The organism is Pseudomonas sp. TE3911 (assembly GCF_054062775.1).
The window spans coordinates 4,952,849-4,966,853 of the sequence record NZ_JBSSFP010000001.1; the positions used below are offsets into that span (position 1 = coordinate 4,952,849).

The 14,005-nt window shown below is 62.5% G+C and carries 15 protein-coding genes; 14 read left to right on the forward strand and 1 reads right to left on the reverse strand.

Annotation, left to right across the window (positions count from 1 at the left end; translation table 11 throughout):
• Positions 1–27 precede the first annotated feature (27 nt).
• Both selO and trxC read left to right on the forward strand, forming a co-directional pair.
• Positions 28–1,491, forward strand: coding sequence for a protein adenylyltransferase SelO (gene selO, locus ACVWXD_RS22430; RefSeq protein WP_122753840.1), 1,464 nt, complete (start codon positions 28–30; stop codon positions 1,489–1,491).
• Between the two features lie 102 nt (positions 1,492–1,593).
• The gene (gene trxC / locus ACVWXD_RS22435) at positions 1,594–2,028 is read left to right on the forward strand and encodes a thioredoxin TrxC (protein WP_032890334.1); all 435 of its coding nucleotides are present in this window, start codon (positions 1,594–1,596) and stop codon (positions 2,026–2,028) included.
• A 117-nt stretch (positions 2,029–2,145) separates the two neighbouring features.
• On the opposite strand, the gene ACVWXD_RS22440 is transcribed toward trxC, so the two are convergent.
• On the reverse strand, positions 2,146–2,916 hold the full coding sequence (locus ACVWXD_RS22440) for a ParA family protein (RefSeq protein WP_032890333.1): 771 nt from the start codon (positions 2,914–2,916) through the stop codon (positions 2,146–2,148).
• A 337-nt stretch (positions 2,917–3,253) separates the two neighbouring features.
• Between ACVWXD_RS22440 and ACVWXD_RS22445 the strand changes: the two genes are divergently transcribed.
• The 12 genes from ACVWXD_RS22445 to ACVWXD_RS22500 are packed head-to-tail and all read left to right on the forward strand — an operon-like array spanning position 3,254 to position 13,972.
• Positions 3,254–3,973 carry a beta-ketoacyl synthase chain length factor gene (locus ACVWXD_RS22445; protein ID WP_032890331.1) on the forward strand — a complete coding sequence of 240 codons (720 nt, stop codon included), beginning with the start codon at positions 3,254–3,256 and terminating at the stop codon, positions 3,971–3,973.
• Positions 3,949–4,761: a lysophospholipid acyltransferase family protein gene (locus ACVWXD_RS22450; protein WP_181643771.1), complete on the forward strand. Its 813-nt coding sequence runs from the start codon at positions 3,949–3,951 to the stop codon at positions 4,759–4,761. The genes ACVWXD_RS22445 and ACVWXD_RS22450 overlap by 25 nt, the downstream gene beginning before the upstream one ends.
• The gene (locus ACVWXD_RS22455) at positions 4,739–5,008 is read left to right on the forward strand and encodes a phosphopantetheine-binding protein (RefSeq protein WP_010563239.1); all 270 of its coding nucleotides are present in this window, start codon (positions 4,739–4,741) and stop codon (positions 5,006–5,008) included. The genes ACVWXD_RS22450 and ACVWXD_RS22455 overlap by 23 nt, the downstream gene beginning before the upstream one ends.
• Positions 5,009–5,017: 9 nt before the next feature.
• Positions 5,018–5,272 carry an acyl carrier protein gene (locus tag ACVWXD_RS22460; RefSeq protein ID WP_003187949.1) on the forward strand — a complete coding sequence of 85 codons (255 nt, stop codon included), beginning with the start codon at positions 5,018–5,020 and terminating at the stop codon, positions 5,270–5,272.
• The gene (locus ACVWXD_RS22465) at positions 5,269–5,814 is read left to right on the forward strand and encodes a COG4648 family protein (protein WP_032890326.1); all 546 of its coding nucleotides are present in this window, start codon (positions 5,269–5,271) and stop codon (positions 5,812–5,814) included. Before ACVWXD_RS22460 ends, ACVWXD_RS22465 begins: the two co-directional genes overlap by 4 nt.
• The gene (locus tag ACVWXD_RS22470; protein WP_457371334.1) at positions 5,811–7,481 is read left to right on the forward strand and encodes an ApeI family dehydratase; all 1,671 of its coding nucleotides are present in this window, start codon (positions 5,811–5,813) and stop codon (positions 7,479–7,481) included. Before ACVWXD_RS22465 ends, ACVWXD_RS22470 begins: the two co-directional genes overlap by 4 nt.
• Positions 7,474–8,208, forward strand: a complete 735-nt coding sequence (locus ACVWXD_RS22475) for a glycosyltransferase family 2 protein (protein ID WP_095186112.1) — start codon at positions 7,474–7,476, stop codon at positions 8,206–8,208. The genes ACVWXD_RS22470 and ACVWXD_RS22475 overlap by 8 nt, the downstream gene beginning before the upstream one ends.
• Positions 8,205–9,140, forward strand: a complete 936-nt coding sequence (locus ACVWXD_RS22480) for an LpxL/LpxP family acyltransferase (RefSeq protein WP_032890320.1) — start codon at positions 8,205–8,207, stop codon at positions 9,138–9,140. Before ACVWXD_RS22475 ends, ACVWXD_RS22480 begins: the two co-directional genes overlap by 4 nt.
• Positions 9,124–10,665 carry an HAL/PAL/TAL family ammonia-lyase gene (locus ACVWXD_RS22485; protein WP_032890318.1) on the forward strand — a complete coding sequence of 514 codons (1,542 nt, stop codon included), beginning with the start codon at positions 9,124–9,126 and terminating at the stop codon, positions 10,663–10,665. The genes ACVWXD_RS22480 and ACVWXD_RS22485 overlap by 17 nt, the downstream gene beginning before the upstream one ends.
• A complete protein-coding gene (locus ACVWXD_RS22490; RefSeq protein WP_181643773.1) occupies positions 10,658–11,083 on the forward strand; it encodes an acyl-CoA thioesterase in 426 nt (141 codons plus the stop codon). The genes ACVWXD_RS22485 and ACVWXD_RS22490 overlap by 8 nt, the downstream gene beginning before the upstream one ends.
• Positions 11,080–11,670, forward strand: a complete 591-nt coding sequence (locus tag ACVWXD_RS22495; RefSeq protein WP_095186114.1) for an outer membrane lipoprotein carrier protein LolA — start codon at positions 11,080–11,082, stop codon at positions 11,668–11,670. The genes ACVWXD_RS22490 and ACVWXD_RS22495 overlap by 4 nt, the downstream gene beginning before the upstream one ends.
• Entirely contained in the window at positions 11,660–13,972 is a 2,313-nt protein-coding gene (locus ACVWXD_RS22500; protein WP_122756631.1) for an MMPL family transporter, read from the forward strand. The genes ACVWXD_RS22495 and ACVWXD_RS22500 overlap by 11 nt, the downstream gene beginning before the upstream one ends.
• The last annotated feature ends 33 nt before the right edge of the window (positions 13,973–14,005 follow it).

A 14,005-nucleotide genomic window follows, 5' to 3' on the forward strand; every position in this document is an offset into this window, starting at 1 on the left:
GCTCGGACATTCTGCTGGAGATGGCCGGTGAAAGCCCTCGACGAACTGACCTTCGACAACCGCTTCGCACGCCTGGGCGACGCGTTCTCAACCCACGTTTTGCCCGAACCCCTCGACGAGCCTCGCCTTGTCGTGGCGAGCAACGCCGCCATGGCCCTGCTCGACCTCGACCCGGCGGTGGCCGAAACGCCGGTATTCGCCGAACTGTTCAGCGGCCACAAGCTGTGGGCCGAAGCAGAACCGCGCGCGATGATCTACTCCGGGCACCAGTTCGGCGGCTATACCCCTCAGCTGGGCGACGGCCGTGGGTTGTTGCTGGGCGAGGTGTACAACGAGGCCGGCGAACATTGGGACCTGCACCTCAAGGGTGCCGGGATGACGCCTTACTCGCGGATGGGCGATGGCCGCGCGGTCTTACGCTCCTCGATTCGTGAATTCCTCGCCAGCGAAGCACTTCACGCGCTGGGCATTCCCAGCAGCCGCGCGCTGTGTGTAATCGGCTCCAGCACGCCGGTATGGCGGGAAAAACAGGAGCGGGGTGCCATGGTGTTGCGCCTCGCGCCCAGCCATATCCGCTTTGGGCATTTCGAATACTTCTACTACACCAAGAAGCCCGAGCAGCAAGCCGAACTGGCCGAGCATGTGCTGAACCTGCACTACCCCGAGTGCCGCGAACAGCCCGAACCGTACCTGGCGATGTTCCGTGAAATCGTCGAACGCAACGCCGAGATGATCGCCAAATGGCAGGCCTATGGCTTCTGCCATGGCGTGATGAACACCGACAACATGTCGATCTTGGGCATCACCTTCGACTTCGGGCCGTTCGCGTTTCTTGATGACTTTGACGCGCACTTCATCTGCAACCATTCGGACCATGAAGGGCGCTACTCCTTCAGCAATCAGGTGCCGATTGGACAGTGGAACCTCAGTGCGCTGGCCCAGGCGCTCACGCCGTTTATCAGCGTCGATGCCTTGAAGGAGGCCCTCGGCCTGTACCTGCCGCTGTACCAGGCGCACTACCTGGACCTGATGCGTCGCCGACTCGGGCTCACCACCGCCGAAGACGACGACCAGCAACTGGTGGAGCGCCTGCTGAAACTGATGCAGAACAGCGGTGTGGATTACACGCTGTTCTTCCGTCGCCTTGGGGATGAGTCAGCGGCGCTGGCCGTAGCGCGGTTGCGCGATGATTTTGTCGACATGGCCGGGTTCGATGCCTGGGCCGAGCAGTACAAGGAACGTGTCGCACGGGACGCAGACTCCAGCGAGGAGCAGCGCCGCGAACGGATGCACGCCGTGAATCCGCTGTACATCCTGCGCAACTACCTCGCCCAGAACGCCATCACCGCAGCCGAGTCGGGCGACTACAGCGAAGTTCGGCGATTGCATGAGGTGCTTTCCAGGCCGTTCGAGGAGCAAGCGGGGATGGAGCAGTACGCGCAGCGGCCGCCGGATTGGGGAAAGCATTTGGAGATCAGTTGTTCGTCGTGACCACGAGAGCAATGAGCGCCCTTTCTACAATCATGTGTTTCGCTTGATAACTATCATTGCTGGCTCCAAATAGAGCCTATTGGCCATTTCCAGGAGCCCTCAATGTCCGAACCTCTCGTCATACCCTGCCCTCATTGCAACGGCCTCAACCGCATCCCCGGCGAACGCCTGGCAGATGCGCCCAAATGCGGGCGTTGCAAACAGCCCGTTTTGTTGAATAAGCCTTTTGAGCTGAAACAAGGCGATTACGCCAGCCAGATCAAAGGCGACCTGCCGCTTCTGGTGGACGTTTGGGCCGACTGGTGCGGACCGTGCAAGTCGTTCGCACCAGTGTTTGAACAGGCTGCCGGACAGTTGGAGGGCAAGTGCCGGTTGGCCAAGCTGGACAGCGAGGCCAATCAACAGTTGTCGGCGCAGTTGGGGATTCGGTCGATTCCGAGCCTGATTCTGTTCAAGAATGGTCGCGAAGTGGCGCGTCAGAGTGGAGCGTTTCCGTTGCCGCAGTTGATGAGTTGGTTGCGTAGCCAGGGGGTGTAACCGAACCTCAAGGACAATGCTGGGCAGTGTGGGAGGGGGCTTGCTCCCGATGCGGTGGGTCAGCTCCAGATGAGCTAGCTGGCATACCGCTATCGAGGGCAAGCCCCCTCCCACTGGTCAGGCGTTTTCCAGCAAGTTATGCAATTCCACGAACTGTTGGGTCAGCTTGTGCCGTGGATCGAGGTGGATCAGCGGCTTGTTCTCCTGATGGGACTCGCGCATGCGCACCGAACTGGCCAGGTACACCGGAAGCACCGGCAACCCTTCGTTGATCAACTCCTCCAGCATCTGCTGCGGCAGACTCGCTCGGGCCTGGAACTGGTTGACCACGATACCTTCGACTTCGAGGCCTTCGTTGTGGTCTTCCTTCAATTCTTCGATTTCGGCCAGCAGGCCATACAGGGCCTGCCGCGAGAAGCTGTCGCAATCGAAGGGGATCAACACACGATCAGCAGCAATCAGCGCCGAAACCGCATAAAAGTTCAGGGCTGGCGGTGTATCCAGGTAAATCCGGTCGTAATCTTCGCTCAGCTCATCCAGCAGCTTTCGTAGCTTGTTGATCTTGTGCTTGGCTTCAAGCTTGGGCTGCAAGTCCGCGAGTTCGGCCGTCGCGGTGATGACGTGAAGGTTATCGAAGGGCGTTTCGTAGATATCGACCTTGTTCTTCTTCGAAAACGGCCCGGAAGACAGGGTTTGCTTGAAAAAGTCCGCGATCCCCATGGGAATGTCGTCGCCGGTCAGCCCGGTGAGGTACTGGGTTGAGTTGGCTTGTGCATCGAGGTCCACCAACAGGGTTCGATAGCCTTCGCTGGCACTGACCGCCGCCAGGTTGCAGGCGATGCTGGACTTGCCAACGCCGCCTTTCTGATTGAACACCACACGCCGCATGGAAAAACCTCCGTGTATCAATGAATGTCCGAGTGTAGAGGGCAAAAGCGCCTGTTAGCTACCTCGTTCATCCATCCATTGCCGCACTCTAGACAGGTCGTCGCACCTCACACACAAAAGAATAGGAACGGTCCGACAATCCAACTCAGCCATCGATAAAGGACAATCTGTAAATCCTTACCAACAAATTGTATTCAGCCGTGAACAAATCTTTACCAAAGTTTGCTAGAACCCCGCGGCACCGGGATAATGCGCGCCATTCGGCTATTGCTCCCTGTCCCGGTATTCGGGGCCAAAAGCCGCACATGGAAGCCCGCAGGGGCGGGATAACTTCTCAGTGATCAACTTCAACATTGCCCAATGGCGTGCCTGGGCCCCAGGGCTGGAAAGTGCGGACGAATGGCGCGCATGGTGCCAGGCGCCGGTGCTGCTGCCCGCCAGCGATGCCTCGCCCGACGTATCCTTCTTGCCCGCCATGCAGCGCCGCCGCCTGAGCCGGCTGGCGCGCATGGCCTTCAGCGTGGGCTGGCCCCTTGCAGAAGGCCTGCAAGACCTTCCGCTGGTGTTTATTTCCCGGCACGGCGAAACGCCACGCACTCTAGACATCCTCAGCGACCTGGCCAACGAGCAGCCGCTGTCCCCGACCCAGTTCAGCCTGTCTGTGCATAACGCAGTGATTGGCCTCTGGTCGATTCTGCGAAATGAAACCAGTGAAATGACCGCCCTCGCCGCCGCCGGCGATGGCCTGGAGCACGGCATGCTCGAAGCCGCCGCGCTGCTCAATGAAGGCGCCCCGGCGGTATTGCTGGTGATCACCGAAGAACAGCCGCCCGAGGCCTACGCCAGCTGGATCGTTGACGTGCCCTTCCCCTACGCCCTCGGCCTGTTGCTCACACCAGGCGACGAGTGGCAACTGGAACTCACACCCGGCACTGTCCAAGCCAATCAAACCCAGTGGCCCCACGCCCTGAACCTGCTGCGCACCCTGCTCACCGAACAGGGCGCCTGCCAACATGCCTGGAAGAACCGTGTATGGAACTGGCAACGCAAGCTCTGACTGACAAGCCACGGGACGCCTACTACTGGCGCCTGTTTGCCACCGCCACCAGCTTCTTCCTGTTTGGTGTCGGCGGGCTGTGCCTGCGTTTGCTGGTGTTTCCGGTGCTCAGTTGCCTGCCGGGCAGTGCCGACAAGCACCAGCGCCGTGCCCGTCACACCATCAGCAAGCTGTTCTGGTTCTTTATCCGCATGATGCATCGCGCTGGCGTGCTGACCTACAGCGTCGAAGGCGCCGAGAAACTCGGCCGCCCCGGCCAGATGATCGTTGCCAACCACCCGTCGCTGATCGATGTGGTGTTTCTGATCGGCCTGATGCGCCAGACCAACTGCGTGGTCAAGCAAAGCCTGTGGCAGAACCCGTTCACCCGGGGGCCGATACGCGATGCGGGCTATATCAGCAATGACGGCAGCGCGGAGATGCTCGATGCCGCCGCCGACGCCCTGCGCGAAGGCCAGACGCTGATCATCTTTCCTGAAGGCACTCGTACCACACCCGGCGCGGCGCCCGCCTTTCATCGCGGCGCCGCCGCCATTGCGCTGCGGGGTGCGACAATCATCACCCCCGTGGTGATCAAGGTCAGCCCAACCACCTTGACCAAAGCCGAACCCTGGTATCGCATCCCGAAACGCCGCTTTCACTTCAGTTTGCGGGTGGGTGCCGATATAGAACCACAGGCGTTCGCGGCACTGGGGCCCGCGCCTCAGGCTTCACGCAAGCTCAACGATCACCTGCACCACTATTTCATTAAGGAGCTCGCCGAAGATGAGCGACCAACACCGCCTTGAGCACGACATAAAGACGCTGATCATCGAGGCCCTGGGTCTGGAAGACATCAGCGCCGACGACATCGGTAGCGACCAAACCCTGTTCGGCGAAGGCCTGGGCCTGGATTCGGTAGACGCCCTGGAATTGGGTCTGGCGATTCAAAAAAAATACGGCATCAAAATCGATGCCGACGCCAAGGACACCCGTAATCACTTCACCAACGTGGCGAGCCTTGCGGCGTTCGTTACGGCCAGACAGGCAGCTTGAGACCGGACCATGCAAACTCGTGACGATATTTTCAACACCCTGCGCGATGCCTTGGTGGAACTGTTTGAACTCCCCCCAGAGCGCGTCACCCTCGACGCCAACCTGTATCAGGACCTGGAAATCGACAGCATCGATGCCGTGGATCTGATCGACCATATCAAGCGCCAGACCGGCAAGAAGATTGCCGCCGAAGAGTTCAAGGCCGTGCGCACAGTGAACGACGTGGTAGAGGCGGTGTACCGTCTGGTCCAACCCGCCGCATGAGCCGGCTGATCGGCCTTGGCCTGTTGTTGGCGGGGCTGCTGTACCCCTTTGCGGTGTATTACGGCACTGAGCATTTTGCGCCGTGGCAATTCGGGCTGCTGCTGGGCAGCCTCTGGCTGTTGCGCGCGTTCATCGGCGCACCACGTCCCGGCAGTCGCTGGATGGCGTTGGCGATGATCGTGTTTTGCCTGTTACTGGCTTGGTTCGACAGCCCGCATTTGCTGCGCTGGTACCCGAGCCTGGTCAGTGCCTTCATGCTCGCGCTGTTTGGCCTGAGCCTGAAATACGGCCCGCCGATGGTGGAGCGCCTGGCACGCATGACCGACCCGGAGTTACCGCCCAACGCGATTGTGTATACCCGCCAGGTCACCGTGGTGTGGAGCGTGTTTTTTCTGTGTAATGGCCTGCTCGCTGCCGCCCTAACCTTGTGGGCGCCACTGAGCTGGTGGACGTTGTACAACGGCCTGATCGCCTACGGATTGATGGGGCTGTTGTTTGCCGTGGAATGGCTTGTACGACAAAGGGTTCGAGGCCGCATATGAATGGGTTGAAACTTGAGCACTTGCTGCTTGAGCCGCTGCAACAGCGTTTGGTGACCACCGAACCTGCAATGAATCACGCCCAGCTGTGGGAACAATCACTCGGCCTGGCCGCGGGACTGCAAGCGCGCGGTATTCGGCGTCTGGCGGTGCACCTGGAAGATGCCGGCGTGCTGGCGATCGCCCTGCTGGGCGCCTGGCGCGCAGGGGTCAGCGTACTGCTTCCCGCCGATCTGCAGCCCCAGACCCGCCAACGCTGGGCCGATGCCGTCGACGCCTGGCTGGTCGAACCCGCCGATCTCGACGCGCTGTACCAGGCGCCGTTGCCTGCTGCCGCGCTCGACCTGGACACGTGCAAACTGAGCCTGTGCACCTCCGGCTCCAGCGGCGAGCCCAAGCGTATCGACAAAACCCTGCGCCAATTAGCCAACGAGGTTCAAGCGCTGGAAGCATTGTGGGGTGCGGACCTTAAAGACGCCTGCATCATCGGCAGCGTCGCCACCCAGCACATTTACGGGTTGCTGTTCCGGGTGCTGTGGCCGTTGTGCGCCGGTCGTACCTTTGTGCGCAAGCAACTGGCCTTTCCCGAAGACTTGCAACGCGCCAGCCGCGAACACCCTCAATTTGCCTGGGTGGCCAGCCCGGCACTGCTCAAACGCATGGGCGACAACCTCGACTGGCCCGCGCTGAGCCAGGTGTCGCGAGTGTTCTCTTCCGGCGGCGCCTTGCCCGTCGAAGCCGCCGCCAGTCTTTACGAGCGTTTGCACCAATGGCCGACGGAAATTCTCGGCAGCTCGGAAACCGGCGGCATCGCCTGGCGCCAGGGCGCGCAACCCTGGCAGCCGTTTGCCGATGTGCAACTGAGCCAGGACGCCGACGGCGCTCTGCGCATCGCCTCGCCTTACCTGCCAGCAGGGCATATTGAACAAACCGCTGACGCTGCACATATCCATGCCGATGGTCGCTTCGAGCTGCTGGGTCGCCTGGACCGCATCGTCAAGCTGGAAGAAAAACGCATCTCCCTGCCGATGCTGGAACAAGCGCTGATGGCCCACCCATGGGTCGCGGAAACGCGCCTGGGCGTGGTGCAAGAAAACCGCGCGTCACTCGGTGCCCTAGTGGTATTGAGCGCTGAAGGCCTACACGCCCTGCGCAACCAAGGCCGCCGCAGCCTCACTCAAACCCTGCGCCAGCATCTGAGCCAGCATTGCGAAGCCCTGGCCCTGCCCCGTCGCTGGCGCCTGCTGCGACAGTTGCCGTTGAACGCCCAGGGAAAACTGCCCCAGGCCGATGTGGCCGCGCTGCTGCTGGCGCCACGGCCAAAGGCGCCGGAGGTGTTGGGGCAGATCGAAGCCGATGGCGAATGGACCGTGCAACTGAGTGTGCCGCCGGACCTGGCCTACTTCAGCGGGCACTTCCCGGTCACCCCCGTGCTGCCGGGCGTGGTGCAAGTAGAATGGGCGTTCAACCTGGGCCAACACCTGCTCGACCTGCCCGCGACCTTTGCCGGGATGGAAGTGCTCAAGTTCCAGCAACTGATACGCCCCGGCGATCGTATCGAATTGCACCTGCGCTTCGACCAGGAGCGCGGCAAGCTGTATTTCGCCTACCGCAACGGCGTCGCGGCCTGCTCCAGTGGGCGGATTCTGCTGGAGACTGTCGATGCATAACCCCTGCGCCCTAATCCCGGTCTACAACCACGAAGCCGCCGTGCCCGCCGTGGTCCAAAGCCTGTTGAACAGCGGCCTGCCCTGCCTGTTGGTCGACGACGGCAGCAGCCCGGCGTGCGCGGCGGTGTTGGCGCAATTGGCGACCCTCAATAACGTGACTCTGCTGACCCTGCCACACAACCAAGGCAAGGGCGGCGCGGTCATGGCGGGTTTCCGCGAAGCTGCACGCCTTGGCTATTCCCACGCCCTGCAAGTGGACGCCGACGGTCAGCATGATTTGCGCGAAGTCGAAACGTTTGTCGATACCTCGCGCAGGCACCCCGACGCTATTATCTGCGGCTACCCCGAATACGATGAAAGCGTGCCCAAAGGCCGCTTGTACGCGCGCTACCTGACCCACGTGTGGGTGTGGATCAACACGCTGTCGCTGCAGATCCGCGACTCGATGTGCGGCTTTCGCGTCTACCCGCTGACACCGGTGCTGGCGCTGATGGACTCGGCCTACATTGGCACGCGCATGGACTTCGACTCGGACATCCTGGTGCGCCTGGCATGGCGTAATCAGCCGATGCGCTGGCTGCCGACGAAAGTGCATTACCCCACCGACGGCCTGTCGCACTTTCGCCTGTTCCACGACAACGTGCGTATCAGCGCCATGCATACGCGGCTGTTTTTCGGCATGTTGGTGCGCGCGCCGATGATCCTGTGGCGACGGTGGAAGGCATGAGCGACAACACGCAACACTGGGCCGACCGCGAAGAACGCGGCAGCTACTGGCTGATGAAATTCACCGCCTTCGCGGCCAAAGTCCTCGGCCGACGCCTGCTGAGCCCGGTGCTGTACGGCATCGTGCTGTACTTTTTCCTGTTCGGCCGAAGCGCGCGCCAGAGCGCCTGGCAATACCAGCAGCGCCTGGCCGAATGGAGCGGGCGCGATGAGTTGCGCCCCAGCCACCGCAAAGTATTCGGCCAGTTCATGGCCTTCGCCGATTCCCTGCTCGACAAACTCGACGTGTGGAACGGCAAGCTGCGCCTGGAACAAATCGAAATCAACGACCCGGCGAAACTACGCGGGCAACTGCGCGGCGAGCGCGGCCAGATGCTGGTCGGCGCACATTTGGGCAACCTCGAAGTGTGCCGCGCGCTGGCGGAAATCGGCGAAAAGGTCACCATGAACGTGCTGGTGCACACCAAGCACGCCGAACAATTCAACCGCCTGTTGGGCGAAGCCGGGGCGAGTCATCTGCGCCTGATCCAGGTCAGCGAGCTGGACCCGGCGACGATGTTGCTGCTGAGCCAGCGCCTGGACGAGGGAGAGTGGCTGGCGATTGCGGGCGACCGCGTGCCGCTGCACGGCGGGCGCACGGTGCGCGTGGATTTCCTCGGCCATGACGCCGCATTCCCCCAAGGCCCGTGGCTGCTGGCCGGCCTGCTCAAATGCCCGGTCAACCTGCTGATGTGCCTTAAGCACACTGGGCGTTATCGCCTGACTATCGAACCGTTCACCCCCTTGATCGAATGGAAGCGCAGCACCCGCGAGCAGGTCATCGCTCAGTGGACCTCACGCTACGCCGCACGCCTGGGCCAGTTCTGCCTGGAAGCGCCCCAACAATGGTTCAACTTTTACCCTTTCTGGAAGACCGATGACGACGCATCTTGAGCCGGTAACCTTTGGCGAACGCCCCCTGCGCATCGAAGACGTGCTGGCCCTGGCCAACCGTCAGGCGCCCACCCAGTTGCAGGGCGACGCCGCGTATCGCCAGCGCATCGCCAAAGGCGCGCAGTTCCTCGACTCGCTGCTGGACAAGGAAGGCGTGATCTACGGCGTGACCACCGGCTACGGCGACTCGTGCGTGGTCGCAGTGCCGTTGCAACACGTCGAGGCCCTGCCCCGTCACCTGTACACCTTCCACGGTTGCGGCCTGGGTAAATTGCTCGATGCACAAGCCACCCGTGCCGTGCTGGCCGCGCGGTTGCAGTCGTTGTGCCACGGCGTTTCAGGCGTGCGCGTGGAGTTGCTGGAGCGCCTGCACGCGTTCCTCGAACACGACGTGCTGCCGTTGATCCCGGAAGAAGGTTCGGTGGGTGCCAGCGGTGATCTGACGCCGCTGTCCTACGTGGCCGCGACCCTGTCCGGCGAGCGCGAGGTGATGTTCCGTGGCGAACGTCGCCAGGCCGCCGACGTGCACCGCGAGTTGGGTTGGGACCCGCTGGTTTTACGTCCGAAAGAAGCCCTGGCCCTGATGAACGGCACCGCCGTGATGACCGGCCTCGCCTGCCTCGCCTTCGCCCGCGCCGACTACCTGCTGCAACTCGCCACACGCATCACCGCGCTCAACGTGGTCGCGCTGCAAGGCAACCCGGAACACTTCGACGAGCGCCTGTTCGCCGCCAAGCCGCACCCTGGGCAGATGCAAGTCGCCGCCTGGCTGCGCAAGGACCTGGCGATCGACGCGCCGACCGCACCGCTGCACCGCCTGCAGGATCGCTACTCGCTGCGCTGCGCGCCCCACGTCCTCGGCGTGCTGGCGGACAGCCTGAACTGGCTGCGTTCGTTTATCGAGATCGAGCTGAACAGCGCCAACGACAACCCAATCATCGACGCCGAAGAAGAACGCGTGCTGCACGGTGGGCACTTCTACGGCGGGCATATCGCCTTTGCCATGGACAGCCTCAAGACCCTGGTGGCCAACGTAGCTGACCTGCTCGATCGCCAACTCGCGTTGCTGGTTGACGTGCGTTACAACCACGGCCTGCCGAGCAACCTGTCTGGCGCGCCAGCCGACCGCGCGATGATCAACCATGGCTTCAAGGCCGTGCAGATCGGCACCAGCGCCTGGACCGCCGAAGCGCTGAAAAACACCATGCCGGCCAGCGTGTTCTCGCGCTCCACCGAGTGCCACAACCAGGACAAAGTGAGCATGGGCACCATCGCCGCCCGCGATGCAATTCGCGTGTTGGAGCTGACCGAACAGGTTGCCGCCGCCACCTTGCTCGCCGCCAACCAAGGTGTGTGGCTGCGCGCCCAGGCCGAGGATGCGCGGGCGCTGCCACCGGCGTTGGCCGCCATGCATGAGGAACTGGCCAAGGACTTCCCGCCGGTGATCGAAGACCGCGCCCTGGAAGGCGAACTGCGCCTGTGCCTGCAACGCATCGCCGAGCAACACTGGAGGCTGCATGCGTAGCCCCGGCGTACTGCACTGCGACACCGAAATCCTCGTGCCATTTTTCGACGTCGACACCATGAACGTGGTGTGGCACGGGCACTACGTGAAGTATCTGGAAGTGGCGCGCTGCGCGCTGCTGGACAAGATCGGCCACAACTACACGGCGATGCTCGAAGCCGGCTATGCCTGGCCGGTCATCGACATGCAACTGCGCTACGTGCGCGGGGCAGTGTTCGGCCAGACGATCAACGTGCGCGCCAGCCTGGTGGAATGGGAGAACCGCTTGAAGGTCAATTACCTGATTACGGACCTGGCCAGCGGCGAGCGTTTGACCCGCGCCACTACCGTGCAAGTGGCGGTGGAGATGGCCAGCCGCGAGATGCAGTTGGCCTCACCCAAAGTGTTCACAGATGCGGTCGAGAGGGCCCTGACATGAGAGCGATCATCCTGTTTGTGGGCCTGCTGCTGAGCGTCAGCGCCCACGCCTTCGACCTGCAACAACTCAGCGATCAGTTGGCAAAACCTTCCGTGATCCACGGCAGCTTCACCCAGGAAAAACACCTGCGTGCCCTGCCACAGCCCTTGGTCAGCAAGGGTACTTTCGTCCTCGCCAAAGACCACGGCCTGCTATGGCTGCTCAAAACCCCATTGCAACAGGACTACCGCATCAGCGCCCAAGGCATCGCCCGGCGTGAAGCCAATGGCTGGCAGACACTGCCAAACAAGAGCGCCGGTGCCGAGCAGAATCGGTTGTTCCTCGCCGTACTCCAAGGCGACAGCAGCGGCTTGCAGCGGGATTTCGAGCTGCAACTGCAAGGCGAGGCTACGCAATGGAAGCTGACGCTGATCCCTCGCTCGCTGCTGCTGAAACAAGTGTTCACCCAGATCAATATCGACGGCGGCGCGCTGGTGCAAAAAATCGAGCTGCTGGAAACCCAAGGCGACAGCACCGTACTGCGCATGCAGGACAGCACCGCCGAACAACCGTTGAGCGACGCGGAGCAACACGACTTTGCCCAGTGAGCGCCTGTTGCCGCGCCTGTTCCTTATCCTGCTGGTGGCGGTGCTGGCCCTGGCCGGCTGGCAGTGGCGCCACGGTGCGCCGCTGTCGGCCAACCTGATGGAACTGGTGCCGGGCAGCACGCCGAACGCCTTGGAACTGCAAGCCGAACAGCGCATGCAGGAACCGCTGAACCGCGAGATGCTGGTACTGGTGGGGCATGCCGACCGCCAGCAAGCGGTGGCTGTGGCACAACAGTTGGGCGAGCGCTGGCAGGCCAGCGGTCTGTTTGAAAAGGTGCAGTGGAACCTGCAAGCCGACTTGCCGGCACTGCGCGAGCAATTGCTGCGCGGCCGTTTGGCGATGCTCTCGACCAAGGACCGCGAGCAACTGATTGAACACCCCGACGCCTTTATCCAGCAGCGCGTGCAGGCGCTGTTCGACCCGTTCACCGGCTTCAGCCTGGTGCCGAGCCAGGATGACTGGCTGGGCCTGACCGGACGCATCCAGAACAGCCAGCCGCAACGTGGCTCGGTGCAGTTGGATATCGGCAGCGGCGCGTTGATCGCCGATGCCGACGGCAAAAGTTGGGTGTTGCTGCGCGCGCGCACCACCGGCAATGCCTTTGATATGAAACTGCCGCTGCAAGTAGCGGATTTGCTCCAGGCCAGCCGTGAACAGGCCGGCCAGCAAGGCGCGCAACTGCTGGCGGCCAGTGGTTTGTTATACGCCGCCAATGGTCAGCAGCAGGCCACACGGGAAATCACCTGGGTCGGTGGCGGCGCGACCGTGGGCATCCTGCTGTTGCTGTTGCTGGCGTTCCGCCGATGGCGGGTATTGCTGGCTTTCGTGCCGGTACTGGTGGGCATGCTGTTTGGCGCCGTGGCGTGTGTGGCGCTGTTTGGCCATATGCATGTGATGACATTGGTGCTTGGCTCCAGCTTGATTGGCGTCGCGGTGGATTACCCGCTGCACTACCTGTCAAAAAGCTGGAGCCTCAAGCCCTGGCGCAGTTGGCCAGCGTTGCGCCTGACCTTGCCAGGGCTGAGTCTGAGCCTGGCCACCAGTTGCATCGGTTACCTGGCGCTGGCCTGGACGCCGTTCCCGGCGCTGACCCAGATCGCGGTGTTCTCCGCGGCGGGCCTGGTCGGTGCGTATCTGTCGGCCGTGTGCCTGTTGCCGGCATTGCTCAAGGGCGTCGAACTGCGTCCGGCGCAATGGCCGCTGCGTATCGCCGAATGCCTGTGGCAGATTCGCGCCGCGTTGCTCACGCGCGTGCCGAGCCCGGCGCTACTGGCGCTGGTGTTGCTGTTTTGCGCCGGTGGCCTGTGGCAGCTCAATAGCAAAAACGATATCCGCCAGTGGATCGGCGCGCCGCCGCAGCTGCTGCAAGAAGCCCAGGCCGTGGCGCGCATCACAGGTTTCCAACCCACCAGCCAGTTCTTCCTGGTGCGCGCCGAGAATCAACAGCAATTGCTGGAGCGCCTAGCCGCGTTGGGCCAGCGCCTGGATCAATTGGTGAATATGGACAAGCTCCAGGGTTACCTGGCGCTCAATCAACTGGTCAACCTGCCCGCCGAGCAGCAACAACTGCGCGAAGCACTGAACACACTGCCACAGCATTGGCAGCCGCTGCTGGACCTCGGCGTGCCGGCCAGCGCCCTGCAAGCTGAAGTTGCGCAGTTGCAAGCGCTGCCCACCGAAGACATTGACGCGGCACTGGCAGGCCCGATGGCCGAACCCTGGCGCACACTGTGGCTCGGCCCGGTGGACGGCGGTGTTGCAGCGATGGTCAGCCTGCAAGGTCTGAACAACCCAGCGCTGTTGCGGGTGCAGGCCGTGGACTTGCCGGGCGTGCAGTTGGTGGATCGCCTCGGTGATCTGAACCGCGTCTTCGCCGCCACCCAGATCAGCGCCGCGGAACTGAAATTGATGTCGTGCGTGCTGATCGTGTTGCTGCTGATCCTGCCGTTTGGTTTCGGCGGCGCCCTGCGCATCGTTGCACTGCCATTACTCGCCGCACTGTGCAGCCTGGCCAGCCTCGGTTGGCTGGGCCAGCCGCTGACGTTGTTCAGCCTGTTCGGCTTGCTGCTGGTGACGGCGATCAGCGTCGACTACGCGATCCTGATGCGCGAGCAGATCGGCGGTGCTGCCGTGAGCCTGCTGGGTACACTGCTTGCGGCGCTGACAACGTGGTTGTCGTTCGGCCTGCTGGCGGTGTCCAGCACGCCCGCAGTGAGTAATTTCGGCTTATCGGTCAGCCTGGGCCTGGCATTCAGCTTTATGCTGGCGCCCTGGGCTGGCCATCAGAAACACGCCTTATGAATCGGATTATCGCCATAGCGGCAAGGAGCCCTC

Bases quoted from the DNA above. Each gene is read 5' to 3' on its own strand.
- ACVWXD_RS22440 (WP_032890333.1), bottom strand. From the start codon at position 2,916: ATGCGGCGTGTGGTGTTCAATCAGAAAGGCGGCGTTGGCAAGTCCAGC.
- trxC (WP_032890334.1), top strand. From the start codon at position 1,594: ATGTCCGAACCTCTCGTCATACCCTGCCCTCATTGCAACGGCCTCAAC.
- ACVWXD_RS22495 (WP_095186114.1), top strand. From the start codon at position 11,080: ATGAGAGCGATCATCCTGTTTGTGGGCCTGCTGCTGAGCGTCAGCGCC.
- ACVWXD_RS22455 (WP_010563239.1), top strand. From the start codon at position 4,739: ATGAGCGACCAACACCGCCTTGAGCACGACATAAAGACGCTGATCATC.
- ACVWXD_RS22485 (WP_032890318.1), top strand. From the start codon at position 9,124: ATGACGACGCATCTTGAGCCGGTAACCTTTGGCGAACGCCCCCTGCGC.
- ACVWXD_RS22470 (WP_457371334.1), top strand. From the start codon at position 5,811: ATGAATGGGTTGAAACTTGAGCACTTGCTGCTTGAGCCGCTGCAACAG.
- ACVWXD_RS22460 (WP_003187949.1), top strand. From the start codon at position 5,018: ATGCAAACTCGTGACGATATTTTCAACACCCTGCGCGATGCCTTGGTG.
- ACVWXD_RS22475 (WP_095186112.1), top strand. From the start codon at position 7,474: ATGCATAACCCCTGCGCCCTAATCCCGGTCTACAACCACGAAGCCGCC.
- ACVWXD_RS22450 (WP_181643771.1), top strand. From the start codon at position 3,949: ATGGAACTGGCAACGCAAGCTCTGACTGACAAGCCACGGGACGCCTAC.
- ACVWXD_RS22480 (WP_032890320.1), top strand. From the start codon at position 8,205: ATGAGCGACAACACGCAACACTGGGCCGACCGCGAAGAACGCGGCAGC.
- ACVWXD_RS22490 (WP_181643773.1), top strand. From the start codon at position 10,658: ATGCGTAGCCCCGGCGTACTGCACTGCGACACCGAAATCCTCGTGCCA.
- ACVWXD_RS22465 (WP_032890326.1), top strand. From the start codon at position 5,269: ATGAGCCGGCTGATCGGCCTTGGCCTGTTGTTGGCGGGGCTGCTGTAC.